Consider the following 17,327-nt stretch of genomic DNA (forward strand, 5'->3'; position numbering starts at 1 on the left):
ACTCGCGATGCGAGTCTGAGTGCGACCCCAGCCGGCCGGGGCTCGTCCACTCCACCCCCCTGAGGAGCCACGAGCGTGAACCCCAAGCTCAGGTTGGGCGCTGCCGCCATACTCGCGTTAGCCCTGACCATCACCGCACCGGCGGGCGTCACAAGCGCGAACGCCCAGGCGGCCGACCCACCCTCACCCTCGGAACGCGGCACCGCGGTGGCGACCGCGCAGAGCGTCATCGCGTCCAACCGGACGCAGCTTCTGGCCGCCGACCAGGACGCCTTCTCCCTGTCGTCGAGCATCGCCGGCGTCAACGGCATACAGCACCTCACGTACACGCGTACCTACGCTGGCCTGCCCGTCTACGGCGGCGAGGTAGTCGTCACGACCGACAAGGCCGGCAAGGCCGTCAGCACGATCGACACCGGCCAGCAGGCGAAGATCGCCCTGGACACCAAGCCGACGATCGCCGCGCAGGCGGCGGCGGACACGGCCCGCAACGTGGCGCCCAAGGCCACCTCGATCAGCACGCCGACTCTCGTGGTGCACGCCGCCACGTCCACGCCACGCCTGGCGTGGGAGGTCGTGGCCGCCACCGCCGACCAGTCGAGCATCATGCACGTGTACGTGGACGCGCGTGACGGCCAGGTCATCGACAAGTGGGACCAGGTGGTCGACGGCACCGGCAACAGCTACTACAACGGCAATCCGGTCACCATCGCCACGTCCCCGTCGTACCGGATGGTCGACCCCACGCGCACCGGCGTCCAGTGCGGTGGCCAGAACGGCTCGGTGTACACCAAGACGACCGACAGCTGGGGCAACGGCAGCGGCACGAACCTGGAGACGGCCTGCGTCGACGCGCTGTTCGCGGTCCAGCACGAATGGAGCATGCTCAGCGAGTGGCTCGGTCGCAACGGCATCAACGGCTCGGGCCGCGGCTACCCCGCGAGGGTCGGGCTGAACGACGCCAACGCCTTCTGGAACGGGTCGTACGCCTCCTTCGGCCGCAACTCCGCGAGCACCAGGCAGGCCACCTCGATGGACGTCGTCGGGCACGAGTTCGGCCACGGCATCTTCCAGTTCTCCGGCGGCAGCAGCGGCAGCGGCAACGAGGCCGGCGGCCTGAACGAGTCGACGGGTGACATCTTCGGCGCGCTGACCGAGGCGTACGCCAACGAGCCGGCCAGCCTCGACCCGCCCGACTACCTGGTCGGCGAGGAGGTCAACCTGGTGGGCAGCGGCGAGATCAGGAACATGTACAACCCGTCGGCGGAGGGCGACCCGAACTGCTACAGCTCCTCCATCCCGAGCACCGAGGTGCACGCGGCGGCCGGACCGCAGAACCACTGGTTCTACCTGCTGGCCGAGGGCACGAACCCGAGCGGAAAGCCGGCCAGCACCCGGTGTGACGGCGGCGCGGCCATCACCGGCGTCGGCGCCCGCAAGGCGGGCCAGATCTTCCAGACCGGCCTGAACATGAAGACGGCGCCGTGGACGCACGCCAAGGCCCGCGTGGCCACGCTGCGGGCGGCCAAGACGCTGTTCACCGGCTGTGTCGAGTTCAACGTCGTCAAGGCGGCCTGGAGCGGGGTGAACGTACCCGCGCAGAGCGGCGAGCCGACCTGTCCCTGAGCACGATGGCGCCCTGTTCGGCGTGGATTGTCCGCAATCCGGCCGAGCAGGGCGCTTCCGGCCGTCTCAGGGCGCTTGTTCGCTCGGCACCTCGGCGGGTGACTGAAGTTTGGCCATGATCCGGTCGAGGGCGGCCAGTTCCGCCGGCTCCAGCGCCAGCAGGGCGCGCGGTGGCCGGGCCAGGATGCGTTCGGCCTGTTCGGCGGCGGCGACGCCGTCCGGGGTGAGGGTGACGAGCTTGGAGCGGCGATCGTCGGGATGCACGCTGCGCTCGACGTAGCCCGCCTGCTCCAGGTTGTCCACGACCAGCGTGGTGTACGGCTTCTCCGTGCCCAGGCGGGCGGTCAGCTCGCGCATGGTGAGCGGGCCGCCCAGCAGGCGGCGTAGCGCCTTGGCCCGGAAGAAGCTCATGCCGAGCGTGTCGGCGACCTCCTTGCGGCGGTTTTCCTGCTTCAGGACGAGGAAGCACATGGCCGCCCAGGAACGGGCGACGGCGTCCTGCGCGGCCTCGCCGATCCCGCCGTCGTTCGTCGCGTCGCTCATACGGTGCCCGCCATCCTGTGGGTCAGCCGCTCCGTCGTGTGCTCGGCGGTGCGCCTGGCCCAGCGGCTCGTGGTGAGGATACCGAGCACCAGCACGACCGCGCCGGATGCCGTGCAGATCCACCAGCCGATGTGGCTGGCCTGCGGGAAACCCGTACGCCATGGCCCCTGAACGGCGGCGGCGACCAATGATCCGAGCACCGCGACGCCGAGTGCCTGGCCGATCTGGCGGCTGGTGGAGGCCACGGCGGCGGCGACCCCGGCCTGGGCGCTCGGCATGCCGGAGACGGCGGTGTTCGTGATCGGGGCGTTGACCATGCCGAAGCCGAGCCCGAAGACCACGTACGAGGCTATGAGCTGCCACGTCGGGGTGTCGGCGGTGAGCCCGGTCAGGATCAGCGCGCTCACGGACATGGCGCCGCCGGCGACGATCAGCGGCACGCGCGGCCCGGCGCCGCCGACGATCCGCCCGGACAGCGGCGCGCACACCACCGTCAGCCCGGCCATCGGCAGGGTCAGCAGGCCCGCGTGCAGCGCCGAGTAGCCGAGGACGTCCTGCAGGTAGAGGGTGTTGAGGAAGAGGAACCCGCCGAGCGAGGCGAACGCGCAGATCGCGATGACCGTCGCCCCCGCGAAGGGGACGCTGCGGAAGAACCTCGGGTTGATCAGTGGTTGCGCCCGGCGCAGCTCGTACGGGATGAGCAGCGCCAGTGCCAGCGCGGCCGCCCCGCAGAAGGCGATGGTCTGCCCCGAGCCCCACCCGGCGGACGGCGCCTCGATGACACCGTAGGTCAGCCCGGCCAGGAGCACGATGACCAGGAGCTGCCCGACGGGATCCATCGGGCGGGCCCGCGGGGCTCGCGATTCGGGCACGAACAAGGCGCACAGGACGAGCGCGGCCAGCCCCACGGGAATGTTGATCCAGAAGATCGTCTGCCAGGTGCCCCAATCCACCAGCGCCCCGCCGATCACGGGCCCCAGGGCCATGCTGATCCCGACCACGCCACCCCACACGCCGATGGCGCGCGCCCGCTCCCGCGGATCGGTGAACGTGTTCGTGATGATCGACATGGCGACCGGGTTGAGCATGGAGCCGCCGACCGCCTGCAGCGCTCGCGCGGCGACCAGCCAGCCGAGGCTCGGCGCGAGCGAGCACAGCAGGGAGCCCAGCGTGAACAGCGCCAGGCCGGTCTGGAAGGTGCGGCGTCGCCCGAACCGGTCCGCGGTCGAGCCGGAGAGCATGAGCAGGCCGGCCAGGACGACCGTGTAGGCGACGATGATCCACTGCAGGCCGGAGACGGAGGCGTGCAGGTCACGCTGGATGGCGGGCAGCGCGACGTTCACGATCGTATTGTCCAGGCCCACGATGAACAGGCTCAGACAGCAGATCGCGAGGATGAGCAGCCGCCGCCGGCGGTCCGGGCCGGGTGGCCCGGTCTCCTGGAGGGTGGCGACGGGCTCGTTAGTTGCTGGCATATAACAATTATACCCATGTAACCAAATGCCGGACTCTTGTGCTCCTCTCGGGGCTGCGGCTACGTTTACGGATACGTCTCACTTCTACGTATCAGTAATGGGAGTGAAAGACGTACCCCCACGCCGTCACCCCCGACCTCAGGGACCCCCTCATGAAGCTGGAAAGCCTTGTCGCCGCCCTACCCCTGGAGCGGAAGGTGAGGCTGCTCACCGGCGCCGACTTCTGGTCGCTTCACCCCGAACCGGCCGTCGGCCTGCGCCGGCTGGTCGTCTCGGACGGCCCGGCCGGTGTCCGCGGCGAGATCTGGGACGAGCGCGACACCTCCGTGAACGTGCCCTCGCCCACCGCCCTCGCCGCCACCTGGGACGAGACCCGCGTCGAGGCGATCGGCCGACTGCTGGCCGCCGAGTCGCGGCGCAAGGGGGTGGACGTCCTGCTCGCCCCCACGGTCAACCTGCACAGGTCCCCGTACGGCGGGCGCCACTTCGAGTGCTTCAGCGAGGACCCGCTGCTGACGGCCAGGATCGGCGTCGCGTACGTACGGGGCGTGCAGGGCGGGGGAGTGGGCGCGACGGTCAAGCACTTCGTCGCCAACGACTCCGAGACCCAGCGGATGACCCTCGACGCCCGGGTGGACGAGCGGACGCTGCGCGAGCTCTACCTGGCGCCCTTCGAGGCCATCGTCCGGGAGGGCGAGGTGTGGGCGGTGATGGCCGCCTACAACGGCGTGAACGGCGCGACCATGACCGAGAACCCGCTGCTGCAGGACGTCCTGCGGGACGAGTGGGGGTTCGACGGAGTCGTGATGTCCGACTGGTTCGCCACCCGTTCGACGGCGGCGGCCGGCAACGCGGCGCTCGACCTGGTGATGCCCGGGCCGTCGGGCCCGTGGGGCGAGGCGCTGGTGGCGGCGGTACGGGCGGGCACGGTTCCGGAGTCGGCCGTCGACGAGAAGGTGCTGCGCATCCTCCACCTGGCCGCCCGGGTCGGCGCCCTGGACAACGACACCGCCGACACCGCCGACACCGCCGGCACCGCTGCCGGCGCGGCGTACACGGAGGAGCGGGTCGCGGCGGAGGTGCGTGCTGCGGCGGCCGCCGGGTTCGTGCTGGTTCGTAACGAGGGTGGGGCGCTGCCGCTCGCCCCCGCCGAGCTGCGCGGGATCGCCGTCCTGGGGCCCAACGCGGAGGTCGCCAGGACCCTGGGCGGTGGGAGCGCCACCGTGTTCCCGCCTTACACGGTCTCCCCGCTGGACGGCCTGCGGGCGGCGGTAGGCGACGGTGTCGAGGTGACGCACGCCATCGGCGTCGTCGCGCACACCCGCACGCCGATCGCGCGGGCCCCCTGGCTCTGCCTGCCCGACGGTACGGATCACGGTGCTGAGGTGAGATACCTCGACGGGGACGGTTCCGTGCTCGCGGTGGAGCGGCGCGATGGGGGCGCGTTCAACTGGGTGATGGGCTCCTACCCGGAGGGGGTCGTGCCGGAGCGGCTCGCCGCGATCGAGGTCCGTGCCCTGATCAGGGCCACGGAGGCGGGTACGTACCTGATCGGCTCCGCCGGCCTCGGCCGGCACCGGCTCCTCGTCGCGGGGGAGGAGGCCTACGACGCCGTGCTCACGCTGCCGCCGGGCGCGGACATGGTCGAGGCCATGCTGACGCCGCCGCAGCGGACCCACCCCGTCCGGCTCGCGGCGGGCGAGAGCGTCGAGGTCACGCTGGTACATGATCGCGAGCGTACGGAAGGCGGGCTGCCCGGCCCCGCGCTCCAGCTCAACCTGCAGACGCCGCACGGCACGGACGAGGAGGAGATCGAGCGGGCCGTCGCGCTGGCCCGCGCCGCCGACGTCGCCGTGGTGGTCGTGGGCACCAACGAGGAGGTCGAGAGCGAGGGGTTCGATCGGACGAGCCTCGCGCTGCCGGGGCGGCAGGACGAACTCGTCCGCCGCGTCGCCGCCGCCAACCCGCGCACGATCGTCGTGGTCAACTCCGGCGCCCCCGTCCTGCTGCCCTGGCACGAGGAGGTCGCCGGGGTCCTGCTCACGTGGTTCCCCGGGCAGGAGTACGGCAACGCGCTGGCCGACGTGCTGCTCGGCCGGGTGGAGCCCGGCGGGCGGCTGCCCACCTCATGGCCCCTCCACGAGGGCGACCACTCCGCCACGCAACCGGTCGACGGCGTGCTCGCCTACGAGGAGGGGCCGGCGATCGGTTACCGCGGCCAGATCGAGGCCCTGTACCCCTTCGGCCACGGCCTCGGCTACACGACCTGGGAATACGGCGCCGCAGAGGTCCGCCACGTCGATGATGGCGCGGCGGGCGAGGTCACCGTTCGCGTGCGCAACGCCGGTGACAGGCCCGGGCGTGAGGTCGTGCAGGTGTACGCGAGCCGCCCCGGCAGCGCCGTCGAGCGTCCCCGGCGCTGGCTGGCCGGGTTCGCCACGGTCGACGCGGCCCCCGGTGAGGAGGTCGCGGTGACGGTGACCGTCCGGCGGCGCGCCTTCGAACACTGGGACGTCGCGGCGGGCCGCTGGGTCGTCGAGCCGGGCACCTTTCAGCTGGAGATCGGCTCCTCCTCGAACCCGAAGGCGCTTTCCGAGGCTCCCGGCCTCACCTTCGGATAGCGAGCTTCGCTTCGGGTAGCGCCGAGGAGGTCGCGGACGTCCTCGGCGCTGCCAACCCTGTTGATCCAGGCGGGCTCCAGCCCCGATGCTTGTGCGCATGGGCGGTCGTGGGACGGTGTCGCGGATCACGCGGGCGACCGCGGGCGTCGCGCTGGGCCTGGTGGGCGGCATGGCGACCGACACCGTCGAAGTAGACGCGTGGTGGTGGAAGCCGTTCATCTGGGGCCTGACCGGCCTGATCGGCCTGGTCGTCGTGAGAGGCGCACTTGACGTCGGGGAGGTCGCCCAGGTCACGCCGGTGGAGCCCGCGCTCGCCATGCTCAGGAAGCTGGTGAAGGACCAGTGGAGCAACGAGGCCGACCGGGTGCTCGGGCTGGGGCTGGACCCGATGCCCGTACGGTGGAACCTGCGCGACGAGGCACGCTTCATCGCCGGCCCGCGCATCGGAGGGGAGATCACCTGGTCGGGATCGGGCGACAAGATCAAAGGGCTGGCCGACCGGTTCCGCGCGTCAGGCCGCCGCCTGGTCGTGCTGGGCGGCCCCGGCGCGGGCAAGACGACGCTGGCGATCCAGCTCGTACGGGAGTTGCTGAAGAGTCAGGACGGCTCGGTGCCGGTGCTGCTGACAATGAACGGCTGGGACGTCAAGGAGTATCCGTACTTCGAGGATTGGCTGGCCGACCGGCTGGAGCAGACCTATCCGGCGCTGCCCGCGTACGGCAAGGACATGGCACGCCGGCTCTTCCGCGACGGCAAGATCGTGCCGGTCCTCGACGGGCTGGACGAGATGCCGGCCGCCTCGTTACCCGGGGCGCTGGCCGAGCTCAACAAGACGCTCCCCGCGGAGACCCAGCTCGTCCTCACCAGCCGTACCACCGAGTACACCGCCGCGGCGCAGGCGCTGGGCCTGGCCGCCGTGGTCGAGGCGGAGCCCATGTCGGCCGTTGCCGCCGCCGACTACTTGGACGGCACCTTCGTACGGACCCCTCCGCATCCCGGCTGGGCAGCTCTGCTCGACCGGCTGCGCGACGACGGGCCGACGCCGCTCTCCGAGACTGTGTCCAGCCCTTTGGGGCTGTGGCTGCTGCGCACCGTCTACAGACCGGCCGCCGATCCGTCCCGGCTGCTCGACCCCGCCCGCTTCGCCACCGCGGCCGAGCTGCGCGCCCACCTGTTCGACCGGCTCGTACCGGCGCTCATCGAGGCCCGGCCTCCCGCGCGGAAGGACGAGGCCGACCTGTTCCGGCCCAGCCGCGTCTACCAGCCCGAACAGGTCACCCAATGGCTCAGCTACCTGGCCACACTGCTCGACCGCACCCCCGTCGAGGCCGAGGCCGTGCCTTTGGGCGGCAAGAGCATCGGGGTCCGGGACTTCGCCTGGTGGCGGCTCGCGGCCTTGACCATGCGCCGGCCGCCCCCGGGTCCGGGAGTCATGTTCTTGGTGCTGGTGGCGAGCGTGGCCTGGGGAGGGGTACTCGCCACACTGGCGCTGGATACCTTCACGTGGTGGTTCCTCATCGGCGGTCTGGGGATCATCGCCATGTATCGGGAGAGGTCTGACAACCCGTCTTGGGTGTATGACCGGCCCGGCTACGCCGACCTGCGGATCAGGCGGCGGATCTTCCCACTGCTCAACAAGCTGCTGTCCAGCTTCTCGATAGCCAGCGGGATAGCGCTCGGGGCCGCGCTGCTGGGCGGCGTCGTGCAGGCGGTGGTCGATCTCGTCACGGGCGCCGCGCTCACGGATTCGCTGGTGGAGGCATACGTCGGGGCGGTGGTGTTCGGACCGGGGATGCTGCTCGTCTTCATGACGGACGCGGTGGCCGAGTGGGCCGAGATCCCGGTGATGGACAGGCAGGCCAGTACGCCGCTCACGAGCTGGCGCGCGGACCGCAGGCTCAACCGCGTACGGCTGCTCGCCGGAGGGGCGCTCGGCGCGATCATTGGCGCGGCCCTGATCTGGGCGACAGACGGATCCGCGGGCGAGATGGCGGTCGCGACCCTGGTCGCGGCCATGGTCGGCATGACATACGGACTCGTGTCAGGCAAGCACCACGCCTGGCCGGTCTACGAGCTGGCCGCCTTCCGCCTGGCCCGGCAGGGGCGGCTGCCGCGGCGGTTGATGGCGTTCCTGGACGACGCGCACCGCCTCGGGCTGCTGCGCGCGGTCGGGCCGCTCTACCAGTTCCGGCACGCCGAGTTCCACGACCATCTCGCCGGGCGTGGGACGCCGGTTACCGCCCCCCGGCAGGCCATCACGCCCCGACCGTCCGTGCCCCGCCGCGCCGGCCGGATGGTCACCCCCGTGCCCTTGCGTACGATCGAGACCCCTCGGAAGGTCAGCGGCCTCGCGTTCAGCCCGGACGGCACCCGCCTGACCTGGACCGGCGGGGGCACGACCACGCTGGCGGACCTGACCGGCGGCCCCGAGCGCGTCTTCCGTCACAGCGGCCGCCTGATCGCCCGCCTGCTGGACACGGGACCGATGGCGGCGATCAGTCCCGACGGCCGGTTGATCGCCTTCACCAGGGAACGCCTGGGCCTCAGGGACTACGACGCCATCGCCGGCAAGATCTGGATCGCCGACCTCGCCACCGGCGCCGAGCTCGTGGAACTCGGCAACGAAGGCGGCGTACAGGCGATGGCCTTCAGCCCTGACAGCGCCCGCCTGGCCGTCAGCGACACCGAGGCCGCCACCCGCATCTGGGACGTGACGGACGGCACCGAACTCCTGCGCATCGCGCACGTCGGCGGCCCTCACGGCCTCGCCTTCAGTCCCGACGGAACCCGCCTGGCCACCGCCTCCTCCAGCTCCTGGGGACGCGACCGGACCTGGGAGGCGGAGATCTGGGACTCGGAGACCGGCATAGCGCTGCTGCGGCTGCACGCATCGGATACCGAGCTGTTCTCGTGGACGCGTGATGTGGCGTTCAGCCCGGACGGCACGCTGCTGGCCACCGCGGGCTCCGACGTCACCCGCGTCTGGGACGCAGGCTCTGGTGCAGCCCTCGTCACGCTGCGCGAGCCGGCCCGGCGCGTCGCGTTCAGCCCCGACGGCACCCTGCTGGCCGCCGCCGGATACGGTTCCGACGTCCGGCTCTGGGACGTCGGGGACGGCACGGAGGTATGGGAGATCCTGCGGGTCCCGCACGGCCGGTGGTCCACCGCGGCGGCCTTCAGCCCCGACGGGCACCTGTTCGCCACCGTCGCGGAAGACAAGATCATCCAGCTGTGGGAGCTGTCCGGCTGACCCGTGAGCGGCGGCCGAGCAGTGCCAGCAGGCCGATCATGACCAGTCCGAGCGCCGTCAGTTCGGCCCGCTCGGTGAGGGTCGCGGCGTTGGCCAGCACTCCGAAGGCGGTGTGCGCCACCAGCGCCCCGCCGGCCAGCGCGAGGCTGTGCCGGTCCGTCCACGCGCCGCTCGTCGTCCAGCGGCGGACCAGCCACCACGCGAGCACCGCGAGGGCCGCGGCGGCCAGCATCGGCACCATCACCCAGTTGCCCCGGGTGAAGGCGGGCTGCGTGGCGCCGCCGAAGGGGAACAGGAGCGCCAGATAGCCGAACGCGACGAGGCCCCCGAAAGCCGCCACTGCCCACGAACCGGGCACCGCGCCCGTACCGGCGGTCGGCGCCGATGAGTGCGAGGCGCGGGGGACGACGCGCAGTGCCAGCACCGCGAGCAGGGCCACGGCCGCCAGGCAGCCCGCCACCACCGGGAGCGGCGCCTGGTAGCCGGGGTCGATGAAGCCCGTCACGCTCAACCGCAGCAGCGCCGCGCCCAGCACGAACACCACCCCGGTCACCACCAGCCCGGTCCGCTTCAGGTACGGCCGGTCCCGCATGCCCGGGAACACCAGGTCGACCAGCAGGATCGGCAGCGCCACACTGAACACGGCGTGGTAGGGGAGGTTGAGCTCGGTGTACGCGCTGTTCAGCCCGAGGATCCTGGGCGCCCACCCGGCGACGCCGTACAGGGTGGGGCTGCTGAGCGCCTGCAACGCCAGGCCCTCCTCGACGATGCCGTACGCGAGCCCGAGCAGCAGGATCGAGAGCCAGCCCGCGCCGCGCCGGCGTACCAGCTCGCGGATCAGCACGGTGCCCGCGCCGTAGATCGGCACCCACAGGAGCATCAGCCAGATCTGGCTCAGAGGCGGGTTGCCCAGCGTGAGCTCGGCGACGAGCGGAGTGATCACCGCGAGCAGCAGCGCGGCCCATCGGCGGCGTCCGCTGGAGTCTGTTGTGGTCATGCCGCCACGGTGCCGCGCGACGGGTGATCACCGCTGCTACCGGAAGACCGCTCCATGGCAGCCTTGGTCGTCTTCCGGCAGTGACTTTGGTTGCTTACGCACGGGTCGGTGGCGGGCTAGCATCAGCGGTCATGTTCGTGGCCGGTGCGGAAGACGTACGGCCCGGCTGGATTCGGTCGCGGCGCGACTGGGCGGTCGGGGCGGGTGGGTTCATGCTCGCCCTCGCCGGCGCGGTCGGGGTCGTCTGGGGTGATCTGACGGGCGGCACACCGGGCTGGTATCTGGTGGCCGACGTGGCGGGCGGCGCTCTGGCCTGCGCGGGGCTGTGGTTGTGCCGCAGGTGGCCGGTGAGCGTGGGGCTGGCCGTCATCGCGCTGTCGGTGCCCGCCGCGGCCGCCTCGGTGGCGGCCGGGATCGCCACGCTGATCGTGGCCCTCTACCGGAAGCCGCCCGCCGCTATCGCGGTGGGGGTGGCGGGGGTGGCCGCGACGCTGGGCAGGTTCGCCTGGCGGCCGCCGGGGCTGGCGCCCTATCCGGTGTGGGCGTTGGTGGGGGTGCTGTTCGGCGGGGCGCTGACCGGCTGGGGGATGCTGGCGCGCACCCGGCGGGAGCTGGTGCTGTCGCTGGCCGAGCGGGCCCGCCGGGCCGAGGCCGACCAGCGGTTGCGCGCCGAAGAGGCGCGCCGGGCCGAGCGGATCGGCATCGCGCGGGAGATGCACGACGTCCTCGCCCACCGGCTGTCGTTGCTGGCGGTGCACGCGGGGGCGCTGGAGTTCAACGCGGACGCCACGCCGGGGGAGGTGGCCGACGCGGCGGGGGTGATCCGGTCGAGCGCGCGGCTGGCGCTGGAGGAGCTGCGAGCGGTGATCTCGGTGCTTCGCGAGGCGCCCCCGTCCGATGACGGCTCGCTGTCGCCCGGCCGCCCGGATCTCACGCCGCTCGTGGCGGAGTCCCGGAGCGCCGGGATGCGGGTCGAGCTGCGCGATCACGGGCTCCGGCTGGCCGACCTGCCGGAGGTCACCGGGCGCGCCGCTTACCGCATCGTCCAGGAAGGGCTCACGAACGCGCGCAAGCACGCGCCCGGCCAGCCGGTCACGGTCGTCATCTCCGGTACGGCGGGCGCCGAGCTGCGAGTCGAGGTGCACAATTCGCCGCCCGGCGGAACGGCTTCATCAGATCCGGGTGTGGGGAACGCCGGCCTCGGGACGACCGGGGCGGGGGCGGGGCTGGCCGGGTTGGCGGAGCGGGCGGAGTTGGCGGGTGGGCGGTTGGCGTGCGGGCCAGTGGCGGGCGGGGGGTTCCGGCTGGTGGCCTGGTTACCATGGCCCGTGTGAACGAGCCGCCACTTCCGCAGCAGCCACCAGCGCAGCAATCGCCGCAGCAGCCGTCCGTTCAGCAACCCACGCAAGAACCGCAGGCGGTGCCACCGCAGCCGTCCCGGTCGTCGATTCGCGTGCTGATCGTCGACGACGACGCGCTCGTCCGCGCCGGTCTGGCGTTGATGCTCAAAGGCGCAGCCGACCTCCAGGTGGTGGGGGCGGTGGCCGATGGCGGGGAGGTGGTGGCCGCGGTCGACGCGCACGCTCCCGACGTGGTGCTGATGGACATCCGGATGCCCGGCCTCGACGGCATCGAGGCGACCCGGCGGCTGCGTAGCCGGCCCCAGGCGCCCGAGGTGGTCGTGCTCACCACGTTCGACGCCGACGAGCACGTGTTCAAGGCGCTGCGGGCGGGGGCCGGCGGGTTCCTGCTCAAGGACACCCCGCCGGAGGGGATCGTCGATGCCATCCGCCGGGTCGTGGACGGCGAGCCGATCCTGTCCCCGAGCGTCACCCGGCGGCTGATCGCCCACCTGGTGCCCGAGGAGGAGAGCCGTCGCCGTGCCGACGCCCGGACGGTGCTGGCCCGGCTCAGCGAGCGGGAGCGTGAGGTCGCGCTGGCGGTGGGGCAGGGCAAGCCCAACGCGGTCATCGCCGCTGAGCTGCACATGAGCGTCGGCACGGTCAAGGGCTACATCTCGCGCATCCTCACCAAGGCGGCTCTGGACAACCGGGTCCAGCTCGCCCTGGTCGTCCACGATGCCGAAGGCGCGTCATGAACCCCGCGTGGAGGCTCGCAGGGTGAGCTCGATGGGGTGGATCCGCTCCGTCCCCACCGAAGCCGTGCCCGACAGCAGGTCGAACAGCAGCTCCGCGCACCGTACGCCCGCCTCTCTGGGGCGCAGGTCGATGGCGGTGATGGGCGGGTCGGCCAGCTGCATGGCGGGGCTGTCGACGCACGACGCGAGCAGCAGGTGGCGCCCCCCCTCGCGACGCAGGTCGCTGTCGTCTTCACAGCGGAGCAGCTCGCGACCCTCCTCACGGCGGAGAAGGTCGCGGCCCTCCTCGCGCAGGAGCGGTAGCAGATCCGTGGCCGAACCGGCGGGCCCGCACACCAGCGCGTCGATGCGCGGTTCCAGTGCCAGCAGCTCGCGGGCGGCCTCGTGGACCTCGCCCGCCGAGCAGTCGAAGGGGACCGTACGGACGAGCGGGTCCACGTCGTGCCGGACGCACCAGTCGCGGAAGCCCCGGTGTACGGAGGCGGCCCAGTCGCTCACGTCGCCGGCCACGATGAGCGCGGGACGGGTCGCGCCGGAGGCGCGCAGGTGGTCCATCAGGCGGCCCAGCATCTCGGCGTGTTCGGAGCGGACCACGCCGTCGGCCCGGCCGGTGCCGGTGAAGCGTTCGCAGGTGACCGTGGGCAGGCCAGTGTCCATGAGCTTGGCCACGATCGGGTCGTCCCCCAGGGGGTCGCCGAGCACGAGGCCGTCGACGCGCGGGGTGCGGCGGCCCGAGGTGATCAGCGTGACGTCGTAGTCGTTGTCGGCGGCCCCCTGCACGACCCCGAACACGAACGACATGTAGTAGGACGAGCGGGTGAGCACCTCCGGCACGTGCAGGCCGATGGTGCCGGTGCTCGCGCGGCGCAGGTGCCGGGCCGACCCGTTGGGTACGTAGCCGAGGGCGTCGGCGGCCTCCATCACCCTGGCCCTGGTCTCCTCCGACACCCGGCCGGAACCCCGGAGCGCGTCGGACGCGGTCGTCTTGGAGACCCCTGCCGTCTTGGCGACCGTGAGGATGGTGGCCGGCTCGTCTGCGCGCACGCCCCGATGCTAGCGCCACCGTTGATCTGTTTCCGCCACGTATCGACCTGGCGAAAGGTCTTGTCCTCGTCCTGAGGCGGAAGTATGTTGGCCCGCATGCCGGAACGTTCCGGCAAGAAAGGGGCGGAAAGCCGGATGGCAGCTGGACGGCGGGTTCTCGGGGTCGGGGAGCGGTCGCATCCGCTCGACCCGCTCAGTGCGCAGGAGATCGAGGACGCCAAGCGGATCATGGCGGACGACGGAGTGCTGGCCGCCACCGGCCGGGTGGCCTACCTCGGGATCGAGGAGCCCCCGAAGGAGGACGTGCTCGGCGACGCGCCCGCTGCCCGGCGGGCCCGCGCCCTCGTGCTCGACCTGGCGAGCGAGCAGGCCCAGGACGTCGTCGTCTCGCTCAGCGAGGGACACGTGGTGGAGCGCCGGCCGATCGACCCGATCACCGACGGCCAGGTCCCCATGCTGGATGAGGAGCACGAGCTGGTCAGGCGAGTGCTCGGCGCCGATGCCGGGTGGGCCGCGGCGCTGGCCCGGCGCGGCCTGGACGACACGGCCCTGGTGTGGCTCGCCGCCCTGTCTGCGGGCAGCTACGGCCTGCCGGGCGAGGAGGGCAGGCGGATCGCCCGCGTGCTGGCCCACCTGCGCCCGACCGAGGAGAGCCTGCCCTGGGCGCACCCGATCGACGGCCTGGTGGCCTTCGTCGACCTGCTCAAGGGCGTAATGATCGAGATCGTCGACACCGGCGTGCTGCCCATCCCCGCCGAGGCGGGCGATTACCACCTGGAGCGCGAGCACCGCACCAGCCAGCGCCCGATCCACATCACCCAGCCGGAGGGCCCCAGCTTCGGCATCGACGGCAACCTCGTCACCTGGGAGAAGTGGAACGTCCGCCTCGGCTACGACATGCGCGAGGGCCTGGTCCTGCACCAGATCGGCTTCGACGGCCGGCCCATCGTCTACCGGGCGTCGGTGGCCGAGATGCTGGTGCCCTACGGGGACCCGAGCCCGGTCCGCTTCTGGCAGAACTACTTCGACACCGGCGAATACCAGCTCGGCAAGCTGGCCAACGCGCTGGAGCTGGGCTGCGACTGCCTGGGCGAGATCACCTACTTCGACGCCACCGTCACCGGCGGCGACGGCTCGCCCAAGGTGCTGCCGAACGCGATCTGCATGCACGAGGAGGACTACGGCGTGCTGTGGAAGCACACCGACCCGGCCAACGACTCCCGCGAGACACGCCGGCAGCGGCGGCTGGTGATCTCCTTCTTCGTCACCGTCGGCAACTACGACTACGGCTTCTACTGGTACCTCTACCTCGACGGCACCATCGAGCTGGAGGTCAAGGCCACCGGCATCGTGTTCACCGGCGCCTACGACGAGCGGGCCGCGCCGTACGGCTCGCAGGTCGCGCCGGGGCTGGCGGCGCCCTACCACCAGCACCTGTTCTCCGCGCGGCTGGACATGATGGTCGACGGCCCGGCGAACGCGGTGGACGAGGTGGAGGTCGTACGCCTGCCCATGGACGAACGCAACCCGTACGGCAACGCCTTCGGCCGCAAGGCCACCAGGCTGCGCACCGAAGCGGAGGGCAGGCGCGACGCGGACCTGGCCATGGGCCGGACCTGGCACGTGGTCAACCCGGAGGTGACCAACCGCCTGGGCGACCCCGTCGGCTACGCGCTGTACCCCGAGGGCCTGCCCACCCTGCTCGCCCACGAGAACTCCTCGATCCGCGCCAGGGCGGAGTTCGCCACCAGCCACCTCTGGGTCACCAGGTACCATCCGCAGGAGCGTTATCCGGCCGGTGACCTGGTCAATCAGCATCCGGGTGGCGCCGGGCTGCCCGCGTACACGGCCGCGGACCGCGACATCGACGGCCAGGACATCGTGCTGTGGCACACGTTCGGGCTGACCCATTTCCCCCGTACCGAGGACTGGCCGATCATGCCCGTCGACACGTGCGGATTCACCCTGAAGCCCGTCGGGTTCTTCGATCGCAACCCCACGCTCGACGTCCCGCCGAGCAGCCAGGGCTCCTGCCACTAGAGATGAGGCGTCATGCGATACAGACTGGCCGGTAGCGTCGCGGCGGTCGTGTTGGCCACCTCCGCCTGCGGCGGCGGCACGGAAGCGGCCCCGCCGGGCACCGCGGCGACCGGCTCGGCCGCCGCCCCCGGCTACCTGGCCGTGGCAGACGGCAAGCTGCCCGCGGGCGGCGCGCTCAACGTCGCGGTGCACATCGACAGCGGCGCGGCGACCGGGCTCGACCCGCAGCTCGCCGACGTGGCCACCTCCTGGCAGCTGATGTCGCTGGTCTACGAGACGCTGGTCACCGTGGGGCCCGACTTCAGCCCGCAGCCGCGGCTCGCCGAGAGCTGGGACAACCCCACCCCGACCACGTACGTGTTCCACCTGCGTAAGGGCGTCGCCTTCTCCAACGGCAGGCAGATGACCGCCGACGACGTGGTGGGCAGCCTGAAGCGGCTGCTGGCCGCCAAGTCGGTGTGGCGGGGGCAGCTCGGCCCGGTCGAGAAGGTGACCAAGGTCGACGCGGCCACCGTCAAGGTCACGCTGACCAAGCCGTACACGCCGTTCCTGGCGGCGCTCGCCAATGTGCCGGCCGCGATCCTGCCGATGAAGGAGATCGAGGCGAAGACGCTCGACCCGGCCAAGGAGATGCTGGGCACCGGGCCGTTCAAGGTGCAGGCGCACCGCCAGGACGTGTCCTGGAATTTCGCCCGCAATGAGCATTACTGGGACAAGGGAAAGCCAGCCGCCGACAGCCTGACCGTCACGATCGCGCCCGAGGAGGCCGCCCGCGTCGCCGCAGTGCAGAACGGCAGCTCCGCCCTGGCCGCCCTGGGCAACGTCGACTCCGCCGCGATGCTGGCCGGCGCCGCGAACGTCAAGGTCGCCACCCAGGCCACCACCGACTTCTACTACCTGATGCTCAACTCCAAGAACCCCAAGTTCGCCGACCCCCGGGTCCGCCAGGCGCTGAACATGGCGCTGGACCGCAAGCAGATGGCCGAAGTGGCCCTCGGCGGCCAGGGCAAGCCCACCGGCGTCACCCCGGCCGGCCTGCCCGGCGCCTGCGACCCGGCCACGCTGCCCTCGGCCACGGCGGGCGGCGCCGCGAAGGCCAAGGAACTGCTCGCCCAGGCGGGCATCGCGAACCTGTCGTTCACGCTCAGCATCTACTCCACCGAGCCGGCCCCCGCCGTCGCCCAGGTGATCCAGCAGAACCTCCAGCAGGCCGGCGTCACCGTCAAGATCGAGCAGATGGACGAGGCGAGCTGGGCGGGCAAGGTGTACGGCAAGGTGCCCGCGACGTTCGACGCCGCGCTGTCGTGGTTCGCCGGATACGCCGACCCCGGCATGGTCACCACCTGGTGGAACCCCGACGTCGCCGGCTTCAACGCGGGCTTCATGCAGGCCGACAAGGACCTCAACTCGCTGATCACCGCCGCGACGGAGACCCCGTCGGGCGCCGAGCGCGACAAGGCACTGGCCGCGGTGTGCGCCAAGGTGGACACCGACGCGCAGATGATCCCGCTGGTCACCCGCCCGGCCACGATCGCCTATCGCGCCGACGGGGTCAGCCCGAGCCTGTACGCCACCGAGGGCTACGGCAACCTGCTCCGGCTGGTCGCCGACGCCCGGGTCAAGAAGGGCTGAC

11 protein-coding genes are annotated in these 17,327 nt (G+C 71.8%); 7 read left to right on the forward strand and 4 right to left on the reverse strand.

Annotated elements, in window-relative coordinates:
* Window positions 1-75: 75 nt before the first annotated feature.
* Window positions 76-1,626, forward strand: a complete 1,551-nt coding sequence (locus ACIBO2_RS28220) for a M4 family metallopeptidase (protein WP_358553608.1) — start codon at window positions 76-78, stop codon at window positions 1,624-1,626.
* Between the two features lie 66 nt (window positions 1,627-1,692).
* Here ACIBO2_RS28220 and ACIBO2_RS28225 read toward each other — a convergent pair whose 3' ends face one another.
* Both ACIBO2_RS28225 and ACIBO2_RS28230 read right to left on the reverse strand, forming a co-directional pair.
* A complete protein-coding gene (locus tag ACIBO2_RS28225; protein ID WP_358553610.1) occupies window positions 1,693-2,169 on the reverse strand; it encodes a MarR family transcriptional regulator in 477 nt (158 codons plus the stop codon).
* Window positions 2,166-3,644, reverse strand: coding sequence for an MFS transporter (locus ACIBO2_RS28230; protein ID WP_358553612.1), 1,479 nt, complete (start codon window positions 3,642-3,644; stop codon window positions 2,166-2,168). The genes ACIBO2_RS28225 and ACIBO2_RS28230 overlap by 4 nt, the downstream gene beginning before the upstream one ends.
* Before the next feature lie 152 nt (window positions 3,645-3,796).
* On the opposite strand from ACIBO2_RS28230, the gene ACIBO2_RS28235 reads away from it, so the two are divergent.
* Both ACIBO2_RS28235 and ACIBO2_RS28240 read left to right on the forward strand, forming a co-directional pair.
* Window positions 3,797-6,265: a glycoside hydrolase family 3 C-terminal domain-containing protein gene (locus ACIBO2_RS28235; RefSeq protein WP_358553614.1), complete on the forward strand. Its 2,469-nt coding sequence runs from the start codon at window positions 3,797-3,799 to the stop codon at window positions 6,263-6,265.
* 97 nt (window positions 6,266-6,362) lie between these two features.
* Window positions 6,363-9,515: an NACHT domain-containing protein gene (locus tag ACIBO2_RS28240; RefSeq protein ID WP_397300590.1), complete on the forward strand. Its 3,153-nt coding sequence runs from the start codon at window positions 6,363-6,365 to the stop codon at window positions 9,513-9,515.
* On the opposite strand, the gene ACIBO2_RS28245 is transcribed toward ACIBO2_RS28240, so the two are convergent.
* Window positions 9,487-10,512: a hypothetical protein gene (locus tag ACIBO2_RS28245; protein ID WP_358553618.1), complete on the reverse strand. Its 1,026-nt coding sequence runs from the start codon at window positions 10,510-10,512 to the stop codon at window positions 9,487-9,489. The genes ACIBO2_RS28240 and ACIBO2_RS28245 overlap by 29 nt on opposite strands.
* 131 nt (window positions 10,513-10,643) lie before the next feature.
* Here ACIBO2_RS28245 and ACIBO2_RS28250 point away from each other — a divergent pair, with 131 nt between their 5' ends.
* Together ACIBO2_RS28250 and ACIBO2_RS28255 are read left to right on the forward strand one after the other, a co-directional pair.
* A complete protein-coding gene (locus ACIBO2_RS28250) occupies window positions 10,644-11,846 on the forward strand; it encodes a histidine kinase (protein ID WP_358553620.1) in 1,203 nt (400 codons plus the stop codon).
* Between the two features lie 86 nt (window positions 11,847-11,932).
* Window positions 11,933-12,610 (forward strand): response regulator, encoded by a 678-nt coding sequence (locus ACIBO2_RS28255; RefSeq protein ID WP_397300827.1) that lies wholly within the window; start codon window positions 11,933-11,935, stop codon window positions 12,608-12,610.
* Here ACIBO2_RS28255 and ACIBO2_RS28260 read toward each other — a convergent pair.
* Window positions 12,605-13,654 (reverse strand): LacI family DNA-binding transcriptional regulator, encoded by a 1,050-nt coding sequence (locus ACIBO2_RS28260; protein WP_358553622.1) that lies wholly within the window; start codon window positions 13,652-13,654, stop codon window positions 12,605-12,607. The two genes, ACIBO2_RS28255 and ACIBO2_RS28260, sit on opposite strands and share 6 nt — an antisense overlap.
* Window positions 13,655-13,750: 96 nt before the next feature.
* On the opposite strand from ACIBO2_RS28260, the gene ACIBO2_RS28265 reads away from it, so the two are divergent.
* Entirely contained in the window at window positions 13,751-15,694 is a 1,944-nt protein-coding gene (locus ACIBO2_RS28265; protein WP_397300594.1) for a primary-amine oxidase, read from the forward strand.
* A 12-nt stretch (window positions 15,695-15,706) separates the two neighbouring features.
* The gene (locus ACIBO2_RS28270; RefSeq protein WP_397300597.1) at window positions 15,707-17,326 is read left to right on the forward strand and encodes an ABC transporter substrate-binding protein; all 1,620 of its coding nucleotides are present in this window, start codon (window positions 15,707-15,709) and stop codon (window positions 17,324-17,326) included.
* Window position 17,327 lies beyond the last annotated feature (1 nt).

The sequence above is a fragment of the Nonomuraea sp. NPDC050022 genome (genome assembly GCF_044460705.1).
Taxonomy (GTDB): Bacteria; Actinomycetota; Actinomycetes; order Streptosporangiales; family Streptosporangiaceae; genus Nonomuraea.